The sequence below is a fragment of the Bradyrhizobium icense genome (assembly GCF_001693385.1).
Lineage (GTDB): Bacteria > Pseudomonadota > Alphaproteobacteria > Rhizobiales > Xanthobacteraceae > Bradyrhizobium > Bradyrhizobium icense.
Genome location: NZ_CP016428.1, coordinates 2,175,592 through 2,193,372 on the forward strand (window position 1 = coordinate 2,175,592; position 17,781 = coordinate 2,193,372).

General features: G+C 60.7%; 17 protein-coding genes and 2 pseudogenes. 9 read left to right on the forward strand and 10 right to left on the reverse strand.

The window, feature by feature from the left end:
- The first annotated feature begins 7 nt into the window (after positions 1–7).
- The 5 genes from LMTR13_RS10230 (at position 8) to LMTR13_RS10250 (ending at position 4,455) form a co-directional block, all read left to right on the forward strand.
- The gene (locus tag LMTR13_RS10230) at positions 8–430 is read left to right on the forward strand and encodes a GFA family protein (RefSeq protein ID WP_065732580.1); all 423 of its coding nucleotides are present in this window, start codon (positions 8–10) and stop codon (positions 428–430) included.
- Positions 431–726: 296 nt separating this feature from the next.
- Positions 727–1,989, forward strand: a complete 1,263-nt coding sequence (locus tag LMTR13_RS10235) for a CaiB/BaiF CoA transferase family protein (protein ID WP_065732581.1) — start codon at positions 727–729, stop codon at positions 1,987–1,989.
- A 143-nt stretch (positions 1,990–2,132) separates the two neighbouring features.
- On the forward strand, positions 2,133–3,266 hold the full coding sequence (locus LMTR13_RS10240; RefSeq protein WP_065732582.1) for an alpha-hydroxy acid oxidase: 1,134 nt from the start codon (positions 2,133–2,135) through the stop codon (positions 3,264–3,266).
- A gap of 157 nt (positions 3,267–3,423) precedes the next feature.
- Complete coding sequence (locus LMTR13_RS10245) at positions 3,424–3,630, forward strand: hypothetical protein (RefSeq protein ID WP_065727763.1); 207 nt, start codon at positions 3,424–3,426, stop codon at positions 3,628–3,630.
- 471 nt (positions 3,631–4,101) lie between these two features.
- Complete coding sequence (locus LMTR13_RS10250) at positions 4,102–4,455, forward strand: phasin (protein WP_065727764.1); 354 nt, start codon at positions 4,102–4,104, stop codon at positions 4,453–4,455.
- Between the two features lie 8 nt (positions 4,456–4,463).
- Here the strand turns inward: LMTR13_RS10250 and LMTR13_RS10255 are convergent, their stop codons facing one another.
- Entirely contained in the window at positions 4,464–4,685 is a 222-nt protein-coding gene (locus LMTR13_RS10255) for a hypothetical protein (RefSeq protein ID WP_197521067.1), read from the reverse strand.
- 200 nt (positions 4,686–4,885) lie between these two features.
- Here LMTR13_RS10255 and LMTR13_RS10260 point away from each other — a divergent pair, with 200 nt between their 5' ends.
- On the forward strand, positions 4,886–5,167 hold the full coding sequence (locus tag LMTR13_RS10260; RefSeq protein ID WP_065727765.1) for a hypothetical protein: 282 nt from the start codon (positions 4,886–4,888) through the stop codon (positions 5,165–5,167).
- A 360-nt stretch (positions 5,168–5,527) separates the two neighbouring features.
- Here the strand turns inward: LMTR13_RS10260 and LMTR13_RS10265 are convergent, their stop codons facing one another.
- The 8 genes from LMTR13_RS10265 to LMTR13_RS10305 all read right to left on the reverse strand — a co-directional run bounded on the left by LMTR13_RS10265 (position 5,528) and on the right by LMTR13_RS10305 (position 14,754).
- Positions 5,528–6,487, reverse strand: coding sequence for a formylglycine-generating enzyme family protein (locus LMTR13_RS10265; RefSeq protein ID WP_065727766.1), 960 nt, complete (start codon positions 6,485–6,487; stop codon positions 5,528–5,530).
- Between the two features lie 22 nt (positions 6,488–6,509).
- On the reverse strand, positions 6,510–8,150 hold the full coding sequence (locus LMTR13_RS10270; protein WP_065727767.1) for an arylsulfatase: 1,641 nt from the start codon (positions 8,148–8,150) through the stop codon (positions 6,510–6,512).
- Positions 8,151–8,178: 28 nt separating this feature from the next.
- Positions 8,179–8,958: a GntR family transcriptional regulator gene (locus LMTR13_RS10275; protein ID WP_065727768.1), complete on the reverse strand. Its 780-nt coding sequence runs from the start codon at positions 8,956–8,958 to the stop codon at positions 8,179–8,181.
- Positions 8,959–8,962: 4 nt separating this feature from the next.
- Positions 8,963–10,015, reverse strand: a complete 1,053-nt coding sequence (locus LMTR13_RS10280) for an ABC transporter ATP-binding protein (protein ID WP_065727769.1) — start codon at positions 10,013–10,015, stop codon at positions 8,963–8,965.
- On the reverse strand, positions 10,012–10,851 hold the full coding sequence (locus LMTR13_RS10285; protein ID WP_065727770.1) for a carbohydrate ABC transporter permease: 840 nt from the start codon (positions 10,849–10,851) through the stop codon (positions 10,012–10,014). Before LMTR13_RS10285 ends, LMTR13_RS10280 begins: the two co-directional genes overlap by 4 nt.
- Positions 10,848–11,783: a carbohydrate ABC transporter permease gene (locus tag LMTR13_RS10290; protein WP_083218967.1), complete on the reverse strand. Its 936-nt coding sequence runs from the start codon at positions 11,781–11,783 to the stop codon at positions 10,848–10,850. The genes LMTR13_RS10285 and LMTR13_RS10290 overlap by 4 nt, the downstream gene beginning before the upstream one ends.
- A 3-nt stretch (positions 11,784–11,786) precedes the next feature.
- Complete coding sequence (locus LMTR13_RS10295; protein ID WP_083218968.1) at positions 11,787–13,181, reverse strand: ABC transporter substrate-binding protein; 1,395 nt, start codon at positions 13,179–13,181, stop codon at positions 11,787–11,789.
- 1,087 nt (positions 13,182–14,268) lie between these two features.
- A complete protein-coding gene (locus LMTR13_RS10305; protein ID WP_156795544.1) occupies positions 14,269–14,754 on the reverse strand; it encodes a hypothetical protein in 486 nt (161 codons plus the stop codon).
- 136 nt (positions 14,755–14,890) lie between these two features.
- Here LMTR13_RS10305 and LMTR13_RS10310 point away from each other — a divergent pair, with 136 nt between their 5' ends.
- The 3 genes and pseudogenes from LMTR13_RS10310 (at position 14,891) to LMTR13_RS10320 (ending at position 16,415) form a co-directional block, all read left to right on the forward strand.
- Positions 14,891–15,121 carry a helix-turn-helix domain-containing protein gene (locus LMTR13_RS10310; protein ID WP_065727773.1) on the forward strand — a complete coding sequence of 77 codons (231 nt, stop codon included), beginning with the start codon at positions 14,891–14,893 and terminating at the stop codon, positions 15,119–15,121.
- Positions 15,122–15,670: 549 nt separating this feature from the next.
- Positions 15,671–16,168, forward strand: a pseudogene (locus LMTR13_RS10315) (TraB/TrbI/VirB10 family type IV secretion system protein); the annotation flags it as partial.
- A gap of 7 nt (positions 16,169–16,175) precedes the next feature.
- Positions 16,176–16,415 (forward strand): DUF2274 domain-containing protein, encoded by a 240-nt coding sequence (locus LMTR13_RS10320; protein WP_065727774.1) that lies wholly within the window; start codon positions 16,176–16,178, stop codon positions 16,413–16,415.
- Positions 16,416–16,907: 492 nt separating this feature from the next.
- Here LMTR13_RS10320 and LMTR13_RS10330 read toward each other — a convergent pair.
- A pseudogene (locus LMTR13_RS10330) lies at positions 16,908–17,774 on the reverse strand (IS3 family transposase); the annotation flags it as partial.
- Between the last annotated feature and the right edge of the window lie 7 nt (positions 17,775–17,781).

Genomic DNA, 17,781 nt, shown 5'->3' on the forward strand with positions numbered 1-17,781 from the left:
AAGAATGATGAAGCATACTGGAAGCTGCTTTTGCGGTGCGGTCGAGGTCCAGGTCACGGGCGCACCGGAAGGAATGGGTTATTGCCATTGCCGTTCCTGCCGCTCATGGTCCGGCGGACCGGTGAACGCGTTCAGCCTGTGGAAGCCGGAAGCGGTACGGATCACGGCGGGGGCGCAACACGTTGCGACGTTCGAGAAGACGCCGATGAGCCAGCGCCAGTATTGTGCAGAGTGCGGCGGTCACCTGATGACCAATCATCCGACGATCGGGCTGGTCGATGTCTTCGCCGCAACTCTTCCGACGTTGCCGTTCACGCCGGGGGTGCACGTCAACTACGCCGAGACCGTGCTGCCGATGCGGGATGGACTGCCCAAACTGAAGGACTTTCCCGCCGAGCTTGGCGGCTCCGGTGAAGTGATCTCCGAGTAGAAAGAGGGAGCTTCCGCAGAAATAACGATGCGGCGAACGCTATTCGCCGCACCTCTCATCGATAAGACCCCGCCCGTCCGGATGCAAACCAGGGGCGGGCGGCGGTCTTTTTGGGGTACCTACGCAATCAGGCAACGCCGCACGCCTGTCGCGCTGAGAGCTATGTCAGCGGAAGGTCCCGCCCTGCAAAATCGGAGTTTGGTGTTGTCCGTCTGGTTCCGGTAAGAAAGTCTTGAATGGCTGTCGCGGCGAAGTCTTCGTTTCGCCAGGCAGAATAACAAGAGGAAATGCCGGAAATGACTGCCAGACCGCAATTGCCGGAGCGAACGCCGCGCGCGAACGGCGAACCGACCGCACTAGATGGTCTGCTGGTCGTTGACTTCACCAGAGTCGTTGCCGGTCCGGCCTGCACGCAAACGCTGGCCGATTTCGGCGCCGAAGTGATCAAGATCGAAAACCCAGACGGCGGCGACGATACCCGCCACTATGAACACGCGGAAATCGGTGGCGAGAGCGCAGCCTTCCTCAGCCTCAATCGCAACAAGCGCAGTATCACGCTCGATTTCAACAATGCTGCGGCGCTCGAAGTCGCTCGGGAACTGATCGCGAAAGCGGATGTCGTGGTGGAGAATTTCTCCGGCGGCGTGATGAAGAAGTTCGGTCTCGACTATGCTTCCGTCGCGCCGACTAATCCGCGGCTGATCTATTGCTCGATCTCGGCCTATGGCCGCAAGGGTGAGTTCGCGTTGCGTCCGGGCTTCGATCCTATCACGCAGGCCGAAAGCGGCTTCATGTCGCTGAACGGCTTTCCGGATGGGGAGCCGGTGCGGACTGGTCCGCCGATCGTCGATATGGCGACGGGCATGTCGGCATGCAACGCAATCCTGCTGGCGCTGATCGCCCGTGACCGGATCGGGCGCGGCCAGCAGGTCGAGGTCGCGCTGATCGATACCGCCGTGTCGATGACCGGTTTCTACGGCATGGCCTATCTGATTAGCGGCGCGAATCCGGGCCGCTTCGGGAATTCGCCGAACGGCTCGCCCACCGTCGGCGTCTATCAGGCATCCGACGGACCGCTTTACATGGCCTGTGCCAACGATCGCTTGTACCGCCGGCTGGTGGTCGACGTGCTCGATCGGGCGGACCTCGTCACCGATCCCCGGTTCGCGCATCGGAAAAACCGAACCGTTAACAGGGAAGAGTTGCGTGCCATCATCGCGAGCGTCTTTGCCAGTGACAGCCTTGAGAACTGGATGGCAAAGATGAAGAGGGCCAACATACCGGTCGGCTATCTACGCACCGTAGAGGAAGGCTTCAACGCGCCGGAAGTGCGCGACCGCTATCGCCTCAGCCGGATTCCTCATCCGACGGCTGGCGCCGTCCCAAACATTGAAACGCCGTTGCAAATGAGCTTGACACCAACCGTCGATCCCGTGGCGGCGCCGCTGCTTGGCCAGCATACAAGAGACGTGCTTCGAAAGACCCTGGGCTATGATGAGCGACGTATCGCGGCGCTGGCCGAGGCGGGAGCTTTCGGGAAAACGGGAAATACGGCCTGAACGGTGTCGATCTTCGCTCTATGCCGGTGCATCTCTCAAGCGAATGACATCCCTGCGTTTTGCATCGCGGCTAACCCATTCAAAGCGGTAGATTTTTCCGTTCTACTGCGGCTAATGTGCCGCCAAAGCGGGAGAGAAACACCATGAACGACGGGACCCCCATGCGGCCGGCGCGGAATGTCGAGCTCGGCGCCAGCGGCGAAGAATTCCAGAATCTGCACGAATTCATCCGGAAAGCCCGCGCCCGACTCAACCAGAACGCTTGGGACTATATCGTCGGGGCCTCCGAGACGGAGACCACCATGCGTCGCAACCGCATGGCGCTCGACGAGATTGCATTTCGGCCGCGGGTACTGCGCAATGTGGTCGACGTCGACGCATCGACCGAGGTATTCGGCCGCCGCCTGCGTTTGCCAGTCATGATCGCGCCGGTCGGCGCGCTCGAGATTTTCGATCCCGATTCAGGCGCTGCCGTCGCGCGCGGAGCAGGGCAGTTCGGTGCCGCTCACATGTTGAGTTCGGTGTCCGAACCGGGGCTGGAAGCGACGGCCAAAGCTGCACCCGGCGCATTGCGTATCTATCAGCTCTATGTCCGCGGCGACGACGCCTTTGTCGAAGACGTTGTCAACCGCTCTATCGAGAATGGTTATGCCGCGTTTTGCCTGACGGTCGATACCGCGCACTACAGCCGGCGCGAGCGCGACATTGCCAAGCGGTATGTCCGCGAAAGCCGCATCCGGGCCACAGGCGGCGACTTCCAGAAAGGGCTGGAATGGCGCACGGTGAAACTGATCAAGGATAAGTATAAAATTCCGCTGGTGATCAAGGGCATCGCCACCGCGGAAGACGCGGCCATCGCGCTCGATCATGGCGTGGACTGGATCTATGTGTCGAACCATGGCGGCCGTCAGCTCGACCACGGACGCGGTGCGATGCACGTCTTGCCGGAAATCGTCGACGCGGTTGCCGGTCGCGCCAGGATCATGGTCGACGGCTCGTTCTGCCGCGGTACCGACATCGTAAAGGCGATTGCCTCCGGCGCCGATCTGGTCGGCATCGGCCGTCTGCAATGCTGGGCACTCGCGGCCGCAGGCGAGGCCGGCATCGTGCGGATGCTTGAATTGCTGGAAGACGAAGTGATCCGTTGTCTCGGGCTACTCGGCGTCACCCGCTTTGCCGAGCTCGACAAGTCTTACCTCCATTCGGCGACAGCGACGAATCTGCCGAGCGTATTCAGCGCTTTTCCGTTGCTGGACATCGAGCCCTATCGCTATTGAGAAGAGCAGCCGCGCCGGCCTTTCGGGACTGAACGAGGGCCGTCATTTCCGGAGTTGATCGCTCGTCAGGGAACTTGGCGGGCATTTCCGCATTATCGGGTGCCGCGAATGGCGGGAAACACGAGTCTGATCTCCATGGTCCAATGGTTGGAAGCGAATGGCAGAAAATCCTTTCGCTGAATTCGGCCTCGAGAAGGCTATCGGTCTTCGCTGGACGTTGCGGGACATTCAGGCTCGCCGGCTGAAACTGACGCCGGTCAGCGACGAAGACTTGAGAACATTGACAGATCTCGGCCTGGTCGAAGTGCGCGACGAAGGGATCGTCCTGACGCAGGCTGGAAGCGCCGTGCTGAACGGGTCGTAATCAGCGCGCCTTCAGGAAGCTCTCGCCGGAGTCGCAAGGCGTGCAGCGGTAGGTCAGCACGTCGTAATTCTGATCGCGCGGCTCGATCGTGGCCAACCGCATCTGTGCGCCGCATTTCATGCACGGCATTTCTATGCTGGTTTGAAAGCGCGTGCAGGTTGGCGTCGGTCGAATTGTTTGCAGCATCTTATCTCCATGTCCCAAGAGAGACTTAAACCAGAGACGCAACGCCACCACAGCCGATCCCTTACCCGAATCACTATGCCACACTGTTGCCACCATTGGAATCGGGCGCCACACCCGTATGGCTACGGGTCGCGAAGGAAATCATTCCTTGGGCCGTTCGCCAGAAATTGGGCCGGCCAGGAGGCCCGACTGCCACCGAGGTCTATGGCGGAGCCCGGTCCAATATGGCGCAGACGCAGCCGGGAATTATGCTAACCTGCCGATGTCGACATTGGAGAAGCGACCATGACTGAACCGAAACTCGAAGTCCCGGCCGAGCTGCGCGAACTGGCCGAGAGAACCATCGATCAGGCAGAAAAGGCGTTCGGTATGTTCTTCGATGCCGCCGGAAAGTCCATGACGTCGATGCCGGGTGCGGGTACGGAAATTTCCAAGCAGGCGCTGTCGTTCACCGAACAGAACATGAAGGCAGCGTTCGAGCATGCCCGAAAGCTGGTCCATGCAACCGATCTCCAGGAAGCGATGCAGATCCAGTCTGAGTTCCTGCGCAGCCAGTTCACCAACGCCGGCGAACATATGCGACAAATCACCGGCGGCGTCGTGTCGGCCGCAAAGGATTCGACGAAAGGCAAGTTATGAGGGGCGCGCTAGCGGCGACGTCCAATCGCGACACCGAACAGAAAGGCGACGAACAGGCTGGCGAGCGGCGCTTCACGAGTGATTGCGCTGATGGTCGAGAGCGGCATTCCCGGTTTCCGCGCTGCCGTGATCGCATCGCTCAGACGACCGACTGCGGCCTGCAGCGCAACGGATACTTCCGTCAGCGTGCGTGACACATCGGTCGCTGTGTCGATGGCGCGTTCCCCCATGCCGGGCTGCGATGGTCCTGAGGTTTCATTCACAATTTGCAACTCACTCGATCGCTCGGCACTCGCCGAGGGGCGGCTGACGTTCCGACAATGCGTGGGCCAAGCCACTTGTTCCAAAGGTACGTCTCTGGCAACCGATAAGGAACTTTCGCCGTCGTCGGGATTTGATTTGTTCGGAGGAAATCAAAAGTGGATTTCGGATGGCCGAATTGACTGAAGATCAACTGATCAGAAGTGGCGGCGCACCATTGAAGGTTGCGATTGCGGTCGCGATTTTCGGCGTGCTCGGTATGCTGATCGTCGACCACGGACCGTGGAACAAGCCGAAGGTACAGCACCCCGTGATCGCCAACTACAGCACCACCGGAGAGGCCGCACGGGCAGCCGGTGCGCAGGTCATTCCGACCGAACCGAAGCTTGAGGTGGAGCCTGAACCGCCCGTACCAAAGCCGGTTCACCCGGCTAATCGGGCGCCGCGATAAAGCGTGCCGTTTGACACGCCGGGCAAAGCGACGGCAAGCGACATCATCAGAGGGCTCTCCCAATAGCGTCAGTGCACACTGCGCCGCAACATGCAGCTAAACCTGCCTGCCCCCAGCAGCAGCGGATTTCGTCTATCGCTGTTGCCACAATCGGCGCCATTCTCAGCGGCTGCCTAGTAAGCGCTTGCAAGACGTCCTGTAGCTCGTCGAGCTTCGAGCTCACTTGAGCGACGGGAACGGGTGGAGTGACCAGTTGCGATGGTCATTGTCATGCTCGCAGCCGCGTCGCCGAAGGTGTTCAATTGCGCTACTGCACGCGCACAAGCATAGCATTCCGAACGCGACGTGGTTTGAAGTCATTCAACTTAAACCGCAGCGCGCGACCCGAAATCCGATATTGCTTGCAGAGCTATCCGGTATGTTCGAGCTGCGTGCGGCCACGCGATAGCGGTTGCAGTAGGATTCGTGGCAAAGGAACGAGCCGCCGCGCAGCGAGCGACTAGATGCTGGCGCGCTGTGGAAGGGATTTTCAGTCGCCGTGACCTGATGGTAGAGCGGCGAAAAACTGTCCTCGCACCATTCCCAGACGTTTCCGGCGACGTTGAACAAGCCATAGCCGTTTGCCTCGAAGGCATGAACCGGCGCGGTGCCGAGATAGCCGTCTTCTGCGGTATTGAGGTTGGGGAATTGTCCCTGCCAAACATTGCAGCGATGCTCGCCTGCCGGCGTCAGCTCGTCGCCCCATGGATAGGCGGCGTGTTCCAGCCCGCCACGTGCGGCCATTTCCCATTCGGCTTCCGTCGGCAGCCGCGTTCGCGACCACTGGCAATAAGCCTTGGCGTCATTCCAGGAGATGTGCACGACGGGATGATCGGGTCGCTCGAGGATCGTAGAGTGCGGTCCCTCCGGCTGGGCCCAATAGGCGTGCGGCACCGCCACCCACCACGGCATTTCGGCCGCACGATTTGTCGACGTCCGTTTCGCCTCCTCCGATAGCAACCCTTCGAACACGAAGCTCCAGCCACATCGTTCGGCGTCGGTGGTGTAGCCGGTCGCTCGAACAAACTCTGCGAACTGCAGATTGCTGACGGCGTAGCAGGCGATCGCAAATGCGGCAACGCTTACCTTCCGCACCGGTCCTTCGCCGTCATCGGGAAAGCGCTTGTCGTCGGACCCCATCGAGAAGGAGCCGCCAATCGACCGGCTCCAGCGGCGCGCGATTGGCGTCGGACTGGGTGTGAGCGCCACGGCCGACCCGGCCGTCGCCGCCGGCTCACCGGCCTGGCGCTGCGCACAGCAACGGGGACTTCCGTCAGTCATGGGCTGTCATCGATGTGTTGCGTCAGTTCTGCTTTTCCTCTTCCCAGAACGCGGTCTCGCCCTGTGCTTCCATTAGCGCTAGGATTTTCTCGCGCGGAATCACGCCGCAGCGGTTGGCCCAGCGCTGGTACTGCTCGGTCATGTCGCGGACGCGATCCGGGTGTTGCGCGGCAAGATCGTGCATTTCGGTGCGGTCGAGCTCCATATCATAGAGTTCCCATGCATCAGGATATTTCCGCACCAGCTTCCACTTTCCGATGCGAACGGCGGCGTTGCCCTCATGCTCCCAGAACAACGGGCCGCGGCCGCCATAGGCCGCGGAGAACGACGGCACCAAGCTCTCGCCTTCGCAAGGCAGGATGGCATTGCCGTTGTATTCCTTCGGATAGCTTGCGCCGGTCACGTCGAGGATGGTCGCCATCACGTCCGGGAGCTGGCTCGGATTGTGCCGAAGGCCACCACGTTCCTTGATCCCGTTCGGCCAGTGCACGATGAACGGCGTCGCGATGCCGCCTTCATGGATCCAGTGTTTGTAAAGCCGGAACGGCGTATTCGACAGGTTGGCCCACGCCGTGCCGTAGCTCTGATAGGTGTGTTCGCCGCCAGGCATCAGGTTGGGATCGTTGCCGAATTGCACGGGCTCACCCTCGCGCGTTTGGGCCTTGGCGATCATGAGTTGATCGACCAGCTCGCGCGCGGTCACGCCTTGCGGAATGTCCTCGGCGCAGGCGCCGTTGTCGGAGAGGAAGATGATCAGCGTGTTGTCGATCTGTCCGGTCTCTTCTAGGGCCGCAAGGATGCGGCCGATGCCCTGGTCCATGCGGTCGATCTGCGCCGCATAGACCTCCATGCAGCGCAGCGTCCATTCGCGATGCTGCGCTTCGGTCCACGGCGGCTGGGTCGGGTCGCGATCGGTGAGTTGCCAGTTCGGGTGGATGATGCCGTCATCGACCAGCCGCTGCAGCCGCTGTTCGCGCAGGCGATCCCAGCCGACGTCGAAGCGTCCCTTGTACTTGGCGATATCCTCGTCATGGGCGTGCAGCGGCCAATGTGGCGCCGTGTAGGCGACGTACTGGAAGAACGGCTTGTCCGGATTTTCCACCTTGTGCTGGCGGACATAGGAAGCGGCCTGGTCGCTAATCGCGTCGGTATAGAAGAACGACGGATCGTTCTCGGCTTCGTGCTCGATATTGTCGTTGCCGCGCGTCAGCGTATTTGGATTGTAGAAACTGCCGGCGCCGATGATGGTGCCATAGAAGTGATCAAATCCGCGTTGCAGCGGCCATGCGTCGGTCGGCTCGGTCAAATTGCTGGCGATATGCCATTTGCCGCTGAGATAGGTCTTGTATTTCTTCTGCTTCAGCACCTCAGCAATCGTCACGCAGCTCCGGTTCAGATTGCTGGTATAGCCCTCCGGTCCGTTGCTGTAGGTGAGAATGCCGATGCCGGTTTGATGGGGGTGCAGCCCGGTCAATAGCGAAGCACGGGACGGGCTGCAGCGGGCGGTGTTATAGAATTGCGAGTAGCGCAGCCCGTTGGCCGCGAGACGATCCAGGTTCGGCGTTTCGATCTCGCCGCCGTAACAGCCGATATCGGAGAACCCCATGTCGTCGTTGAGGATGAGGAGGATGTTGGGATCGGAAGCCTTGCCGCCATTTGCCATGGTTTTCGGTCCTTCTGGGTAGGGATAGTCACGGGTGCCGCCGCGTCAGGCTGATGCTGAGGCGGAAATAGTCCGGCAGGTACACAGAGCGCAGCAATTCAAGCGAGCGCCCCTCGGTACCAAGTGTCAGGCGTTCGATCGCGAGCAGGGGACTGCCGGCTTTCACGCCGAGCAGTTTGGCGCTGCTTGAGTCGGCAAGCGACGCGCTGATGGTCTGCTTTGCTTCCTTGATGGGATGACCGAGTTCTTCTTCGAACACGGTGTACATGATGATGGAGGTGAGGTCGCGCTTCTCGAGCTCCAGGCCGATGTCGGGGGGATAGAAGGCGTGTTCGATTGCGATCGGCGTGTCGTCGGCGAAACGAAGCCGCTTGAGTTGCCACACCGCGCGTTCGCGCAGCTGCTCGCGCACATCGGCATCATGCCGGTTGGTCATACCCTGCTGCAGTACCTTTGCGCCGGCCTGGTAGCCGGCGTCTCGGATGGTTTCCGAAAAACCCATCAATCGGCCAACCCAGTTCTCGGGCTGATTGGAGCGCAGGAACGTGCCGCGGCCGCGCGTGCGCGCGAACATGCCCTCATGGACCAGCGGCGAGATGGCGTTGCGGATGGTGACGCGGCTGACGCCGAAATGCCGGCCGAGCTCGGCTTCCGTCATCAGTCGGCCGGCCTGATCGATCAATTCGCCTTCCCGAACCTGACGGCGGATCGACTCGCGGATCTGGATGTGCAGGGGCACCGATCCTGTCGCGGCAGGCGGCGTGGCGGCAGAGAGCGGCATAGGCTTCTTGCGGGTGCGGGCGGGCATGATCTCAAAGCCGCTTTCGTGTCTCAGGGTCGAATAAGTGAATGTCCTGCGGCCGGGCCGCGACCGAAATCACATCGCCTTCGCGCGGCACATCCTCATGGCTGATGCGCACCCGCATGGCGGTGCCGGCGCAGTCGAGATCGAGCACGGCGGTGTCGCCGAGATCCTCAACGAGATCCACTTTTGCCTTTAGTCCGTCCGGCGCCATGCGCAGTGCGCCGGGGCGGATACCGGCAATAACGTCGCGCTCGCCGTGGGTCTGCATATTCGTCTTCAACGCATGGCCGGCAAATATAACGCTGCCGTTCATATAACGGGCCGGTATCAGGTTCATCGGCGGATTGCCGATGAAGCCGGCGATATCGATCGAGTTCGGCCGCGCGAACACTTCCGCCGGTGTGCCAACCTGCTGGATTTCGCCGGCCATGAACACCGCCATGCGGTCGGCCAGCGTCATCGCTTCTTCCTGGTCATGGGTGACGTAAACCGCGGTAACGCCCAGCGAACGCTGCAGCTTCTTCAGTTCGGCGCGCGTCTCTAGCCGCAGCTTTGCGTCGAGATTGGAGAGCGGCTCGTCGAGCAGAAACAGCCGCGCCTTGCGCACGATGGCGCGCGCCAGCGCACAACGCTGCTGCTGGCCACCCGACATTTGACCAGGTTTACGGTCGAGCAAGTGGTCGATCTTCACCTTGCGCGCGGCTTCCCGCACCGCGGGCTCGATCTCCTTTCTCGGCAGATCGCTCATCTCCAGTGGGAAGGCGATGTTTTCGGCGACCGTCATGTGTGGATAGAGCGCGTAGCTCTGGAATACCATGGCGATGTCGCGGTCCCTCGCGTCCACCGAGGTGACGTCCTTGCCGTCGATGAAGACCTGGCCGGCCGTCGGCGCATCCAGTCCAGCGAGAATCCGTAGAGTAGTACTCTTGCCGGAGCCGGAAGGGCCGAGTAGGGCAAAGAACTCGCCGGGCGCGATTTCGAAATTGACGTTCTTCAGCGCGGCGAAGTCGCCGTGCATCTTGACGATATCCTGGAAACGTACCTTTCCGCGACCGTTCATCGGCGTCCTCCACCCTTGACGGCGCCGACCGTCAGTCCTTTGACGATATGTTTCTGCGCCACCACGCCGAGTACGACGACGGGGAGCATTGCCAGAACGGAGACGGCAGCAAGCTTCGCCCACAGCGTCTGCTCCACGGAGACGAAGTTGAACATCGCAACTGTCACTGGCCGCACGGTGTTGCCGCTCAAGACGACGGCGAACAGAAATTCGTTCCACGCATTGAGAAATACGAAAACGATGGTCACGGCGATGCCGCCTCTTACCTGCGGGATAATGATGCGCCAGAGCGTGCGCAGCCGGCTCGCGCCGTCGAGATAGGCGGCTTCCTCCATCTCGAATGGAATGTCCTCGAAATAGGATACCAGCAGCCAGATCGCGAAGGGCAGCGAGAACGACAGATAGATCAGGATGATGCCCTGGTAGGTGTCGATCCAGCCGATGTTCCGCAGCACCAGGAAGTAGGGAATGATGATGCCGACCGGCGGCAGCATCTGCGTCGCCAGCACATAGAAGCCGGCAAACTTCTTGCCGCGGAAGCGCAGGCGCGCCAGCGCATATGCCGCGGGCACCGCCATCAGCATGGTAACGATCGTGGTTCCGACCGAAATCACCATGCTGGAGATCAGGTTCGGCAGGATCGATCCGGAACCGAACAGCACGTCGCGGTAGGCTTCCAGCGTTGGCGAAAAGATCAGCTTGGGCGGATAGGCCAGCGCATCGCGGTCGGTCTTCAACGAATTCAGCATGCTCCAGACCACCGGGAACGCCCAGGCGAGCAGGAACACCAGCGAGATCGCCAGTAGCGCGAAGAAGCGGATGCGGTTGGCGCTCATTTTGCCCTCCGCATCGCGAACAGAACTGCCGAAATGAGGATGGTGACGATCAACAGCGCCACCGCCAGTGCCGAGCCGTAGCCGATCGACAGCTCCGTGAAAGATTTGCGATAGGCATAGAGATTGAGGATTTCCGTTGCCGTGCCGGGTCCACCACCGGTCACTGTGAAGATCGCGGCGAACGCCGTCAGTGCCACCATCGTGCGCATGATGATGACCATGACGATGGCGGGACGAAGCAGGGGCAGCGTAATGCGCTGGAAGCGCTGCCAGGCGGTAGCGCGGTCGAGCCGCGCCGCCTCGTAGATATCCTCTGGCAGGGCTGCGAGCGAGGCCAACAACACCATGAAGGCGAACGGTGTCCACTGCCAGGTATGGATAATGATGACCGAGACCATCGCGAGCAAAGGATCGCCGAGCCAATTCTTGCTGCCGAGCCCGGCATTGATGGCGAGGAAATCGATGATGCCGAATTCCGGCGCCAGCATGAAGGTGCGCCAGATCATGCCGACCACCGCCGGCGACAGCACCACAGGCAGGATCGCGATGACGCGAAACCAGCCCTGGCCGCGCTTCATGTCCATCACCAGCAGCGCCAACGCGAGGCCGATGACGACCTGCAGGATGACGGTCGACCCGGTGTAGACGAGGCTGATCAACAGCGACGACCAGAACCGCTCGTCGGTGAGCAATACCTTGTAATTTTCCAGGCCGACGTAGCCGTTGGTGAACGGCATCGCCAGATCCATGCGGAAGGCGCTAGTCCAGACCAGGAATAGCAGCGGGAAGGTGGTCGTCGCCAGCAGCGCGAGAAATGCCGGCGCCAGCAGCGCAGCGGCAAACCGGCGCTCACGCTGCGCCAGAACGCGGCCGAAATCGCTTGCCGGGATTGCGGTCGCGTTGACCTTCGTTGCGGTTGCCGCCGATCCCATCGATCAGCCGCGCATCATCGGCTCGATGCGGCGCTGCGCGTCGTCGAGTGCCGCCTTCACGGTCGCCTGGCCGGAGAGGGCGGACTGGATGGCGGTCGCCATGGTGTCGCCGATCGCTGGCCATTGCGGCACGCGCGGCCGCCAATCGACGTCGGTATCGTGCTCCAGCGCCTGCATGGTGGCTTCGACGAAGTTGGCGCCAAAGCCGTTCATCAGCTTGACGTACTCAGGATCCTTCCAGATCGAGGCGCGGTTGACGCCGGAACGTTTTGTCGGACCTGCAAAGCGATGTGCGGTGCGCGCCTGCGTCTCGGCACTCGTCGCCCACTGGATGAACAGCCAGGTCGCCTTCTTTCTCTTGTCCGATTGTGCGGCGTTGATCGGGAAGCCCCAGTTCCAGATCGAGGTGACGCGCTTGCCGGACGGGCCCTTGGGCCAGCGGGCATAGCCTACCTTGCCAATCACCTTCGATTTTTCCGGATTGTTGACGACCGATGCCGAGGAATGCGCGTCGATGTAGTTGGCCACTGTCCCTTGCGAGAACGCGTCCGCAATATCCGGCCAGTTCCAGTTGGCTGCCGCCGCTGGCGCATATTTGCGCATCACGTCGACGTACCAGGCAAGCGCGGCCTCTGCCTCGGAGCCGTTGACGGTGAGTTTGCCGCCCTTCATCCACTCACCGCCGAACTCGCGGAAGATCGAGGGATAAATGTACATGTTCTGCCCGGCGCCAGCGACGCCGCGCAGGGCGCATCCCCAGATCCGGTCGTTCGGATTGTTGAGCGCGGCGGCGTTGGCCACATAGGCCTCGAGCGTGTCGGCCGGCTTCAAGCCTTTGGCATCGTAGAGATCCTTGCGATAGACCTGGATGGTGACCTCGCCGTCATAGGGAACGCCGTAGAGCTTGCCGTCGACGCTGTCGGCGCTACGCCAGGCCGGAATGATATCGTCGAACTTGAACCAGGCTTCATCGGTCAGCGATTTGTCTTTCAGGTAGGTGTCCAACGGCTCGACCCATTTGTTCGCGGCATAGAGCGAATAGTACATGGGATCGGCAGCGTGCGTGGAATACGTGCCGGTCTTTGACGTGAGGTCGATAACGCACTTTTGGCGGATCTGTGCCGGCGGAATCTTTTCGAAGCGAAGGTCGATGCCAGTCAGCGCTTTGAACTGCGGCGCCAGCGTGATGAGGTTCTCGAAATAGCTCGCGGGGATCACCGCGACCGTGAGGGTCTCGCCGGAAGCCTGCTGCCAGTCGATCTTGGCTGACCTGTACAGCGCAAGATCCGCATCCTGCGCCCGAGCTTCGCGCAACAGGGCCGGACTCATTCCGATCAAGGCGGCGGCTGCCGTGCCGGTCTTGAGGAACGTCCTTCTGGTTGGCCTGAATGACCGCATTTCCTGTCCTCCCTGGCTGTTCCTTCCCGGTCTTTGCCGGTTAAGATAGGACAATGTGTCAAATGTTATAACAAGTCAAATTAGTCCGTTGGTTCGCAAGTCACGCGCACCCTAAATCGAGCGAAGCCCTTGCAACCATTCTTGATGCACGGGCGATCTCTCCCGAGAGATGCGGATCCCCATCCAAGCCGAGCGTCATCGACCGCGACATGCTCGAAATTCACGGGACGCGCGTGCGTCTTTTGGGGGATTGACGCACCGGCAAGCACCCAACGGTGCCGAGACGCCGACGAAATCCGTGTCGGTGCGGTGCCAAGGCCGCGAACGATCTTGATGTCTTTCGCGCTTCGCCCAGTGACCTCCTCTCGCAGGATCAACATGGCCGGATGCCAAGTGTTTCGTCGGCGACGTGGCGCGCAGACGTCTCCCGCTCGATTGGCCTCAATATTCGAAGGGACAATACGTCGCCGCGCAGCCTGCCGCCAATCGTGCCGAACGCAGGATGGGCAGGCCGCTATCTCGAACTTCGGCTATATCGCGCGTGCATCCGGATGGGCGGTCGCCCCACCGGCTGTTCAGACGACGGCAATGCGCATCCTTGATCGGCCCGTTATCGGCAGAAGCTTGCGCTGGATGATCGCTTTCGCGAGAGATGCTGGTCACCAACGCGCTGGCCCGGTTCGGCCGACTCAGGTTAAGCAGTCGTCGACTATCAGAGAACGCGCTAAAGGAACAAAATGGTCGCAGCCACTCGTGAACTACCTGCTTCTGGTTTTGCGCTCGAAGTCGACGGCCGAATGAAAGCCGAATTTGCGACCAAAGATGGGGCTTGGGCAGGAGCGGAGGAGCTAAAGAGGCGCTTTCCCATGCTTCAGGTCAGGATTTTCGACGCGTTGACGCAGGCCCGGGAGGAAGTCCCGCGTCCACGAAACTAATTTTCGTCGACGTTTTTTTGCGCGTGCTGCCGCACCGGGCTCTCGAACCGAGCCGCGTAGCGTTTCGGCCACCCGGCCTCGATCCCTCTCGCGAACATGAGTCGCTCGCCGGAGTCACTCGCCTTCGCGCGTTCTTCGGCCCCGGATACCTTTCAGACGCGTCTTGCCTTAAGGGGCAATGACGCGTGGGCGACGTCGCACACTGATTCGATTAGGAGACGTACCGTCCGCGCATGCCAATCCATTCCCTCGATTGACCCTTCCCAGTACTGGGACATCACATAAGCCGCATGACGCGCTTTCACGCCCAATCCAGCGACGGTACACGCCGGCGTCTGAATTATCGCCTGTTCGATTGGATAGAGACGAGCCAGGATGGCTTCAACCTCTTTCATCCTAGTTTCGTGATCCGATTCTGCGTCAATACCACATTGCGAACTGTCTTGAACGGGTGACCGTTCATCTGGAAAGATCAGTGAATCGCAGTTCGCCTCCTGGGCAGCGAGCAATTCCGTAATAAGACCATCGAACTGCACTTCGAGAGTAAGCAGGGCGGCGTCATCGTCCGTGGGCGCCAACGCGCGCGCCGTGGCCTCTGAGCCGACGGAAGCATCTGCGTTTGATTGACTTTCACGCATCTTGACCACTCCATGTGATAGCCGCAACTCCGTCCAGATCGGAACCGCAACCCGACCTAAAGATTTCCCTAGGTTGTAATCATTTTGTCTGTTTAAAGCGGTGGGTCAATAGCAGACAGCGCGATTGTCTATCGACATGGATTACCGCCATGTCTTCGCGACAAACCTGCGTCGTCTTCGGACAGAGAAGGGCTATTCTCAGGAAGTGCTCGCGCACGAGGCGGGCGTAAATCGGACCTACATGAGCAAGTTGGAAAAAGGAGGCAGCTTCGTCGGGCTAGAGGTCATGGTGAGGCTGGCAAAGGTGCTTCAAGTCGAGCCTGCTGATTTCTTGAAGGTTCCAGCGCGGAGAACCCGCAAAATCTAGACCCCGACGGGCAGAACGCCGGAACGATCTGCGGTTTCCAATTTCCTGCTGTCGTGCCAACACAAATAGCTGGGAGCCCCGATATTCCCATTGATAAAATCAGCAGCAGAAGAGTGCTGAATGGCTAATCAAATGACGGTTGCAGTGGTTTTGGAGGCCAGAGATTGATGTATTGGGTGTTCGGAATGCCAGATCGCTGGCAAATCGCGCATTCATGACTAGCTCGCGCCACACGCGGTCAGACCAGATATACGCGCTAGCACAACTGTCGCGGAGTAGTGGCGATGCCGTTCCCGATCGCTGAAAGGTCTGGTTTTCCTGGAGCCGGAGATGGTCAGCTTTCCCATGGAGAAGTACATTGATGTTGTCGGGCTACTACTGCTGTATCGAGGGAACGGAGCAACGTTCGCTCTGACCCGCGTTTCCTACGAATCATTCGCGTGTCAAGCTATGAGCGCCGTTTTCGACTCGAGAACGGCACTTCGGATTCCTGTGTGACGCCGCACCGCTTCCAATGTCGATGGAGATACATCGATATAGGCAGCTCCGATCATGGCGCACGTGACCGAACCGGTATTTGATACGCTGTCCGGTCAAACCCTGCTGGTACCCCAAGGCGCGCGGCTGATAGGAATCTATGATAGCCACGTTTCCCACGGACAGTCACGCGTTCTCCTGGTCTGGACACGATTAATCATGCCGAATGGGCGATCGATCGTCCTTGAGCGCCCGTCGGGTGCCGATACCGGCGGGTATGCTGGGCTCCAGGACGGGGTCGATCATCACTGGACTGAGCTGTTCAAGGCGACGCTTCTGTCGACCTTACTTGGTGTCGGGGCCGAGCTCGGATCTACATCCGACGCTGGCAATGGCGACATCGCCATTATCCAGGCGCTTCGCCGTGGGGCAGGGGATTCTCTGAATCAAACTGGTCAACAGATCGTTCGGCGCAATCTCAACATCCAGCCGACTCTAACAATCCGCCCGGGGTTTCCGGTGCGGGTAATCGTCAATCGCGATCTCGTGCTTGAACCTTACAGAATTTGAAAGAAACATGGCTAGATTGAAACTTGGGACGCTCGCCGATGACAAACCCGTCAAGATTACCGTGGAACTGCCGGCCAATGTCCATCGCGATCTCGCTGCCTACGCCGATGTGCTCGCCCGTGAAACGGGGCAGTCGATTTCGGATCCGTCAAAGCTGATCGCGCCGATGTTGACGCGGTTCATGGCTACAGATCGCGCTTTTGTGAAAGCGCGTCGCAAGGGTCAGCCTGCGCATGGCAAGGGATAGCGGTCGTTCAACAGCTTGAGGAAATTCGTCAGCGCCGGATTTTCATGTCATTGCGCCAATGTGCCGACTGCTGAAGATCGGGCACGCCAATGGTGCCGTAGACGACGGCTTCCCGTCGATGATTGCGCTCTTCGCATTTAGCGCCCGTGCTGCTGCTTCAATGGAGAGAACTGCTTGGCCCGGTCGAGGTTTCCCCTTCTGGCAATCGCCAGGTTCTGCAGATCTTGGTCTGCAACGAAGCGCCGAGTCCTTTAGCCCTTCCGGATGCGATCGTCCTTAGCCGCCATCTCGAGCTCGGCCAGCGAGGTGATCCCGAGATCCTTGTAGAGCCGGAGTGAGTCCCGGCACCGTCAGCATATCGAGGATACCGGCCGGGGATTTCCTTCCGCAGCTGCAGACCGGGTTGGCCGGGCGTCGCGCGGTGCCGTCCTTTTCGAAGACCTGGTCGCGGCCGCAGTCGGTGTGGGTTGGTAGTGACCTTGCCCCCAAGTTTTATCCAGACCTGAGTTCGCCCCGGCTGTTGGATTTGCCCGGTTGGGCAGTGGTAGCGACGGGAGCTGGCGCGGAGCCCTCGGCATAGCGCAGCGCCAGATCCCGGCGCGGATGGCAGGTGAAGGCGAACTCGGATAGCGTCTTCCATCCGAGCCGCGAGTGTGGGCGTGCATCGTTGTAATCGGCCCGCCAGCATCCGAGCGCGACGCGAGCCTGGGCCAGCGACGTGAACAGCATTTCGTTCAGCAATTCGTGCCGCAGCCGACCGTTGAAGCTCTCGATGAAGGCATTCTGCTGGGCTTGCCCGGCGCAATGTAGTGCCATGCGACCCCGCTGGGATCCGCCCATGTCAGGATGGCGTTGCTGGTCAGCTCACTGCCGTTGTCGCTGCCCACCATCTTCGGCTTGCCGCGCTCGATCACCAGCCGGTCCAGTTCCCGCCACCCGGGCGCCGGAGCGCGAGGTGTCGGCCACCAGCGCCAGACACCCGCGCGTGCAGTCATCGACGACGGTAAGGATACGGAAGCGGCGGCCATCGGTGAGCTGATCCGACACGAAGTCGAGCGACCAGCGGTCGTTCGGCGCCATCGCCACCGTCATCGGCGCCCGGGTCCCGATCGCCCGCTTGCGGCCGCCACGGCGGCGCACCGCGCGCCTCTCTTCCCAGTACAGCCGGAAGAGCTTCTTGTGGTTGACCAGATAGCTCTCCCGCTTGAGCAGCACATGCAGGCGTCGATAGCCGAAACGACGACGTTCCTGGGCGATTGCCCGCATGCGCTGGCGAAGGCCGGCTTCGTCCGCCCGGGTCGTTTGGTATCTCATGGTCATGCGGCAGCAGCCGTTGGTTTTACACGCCCGCCGCTCGGTATCGAAC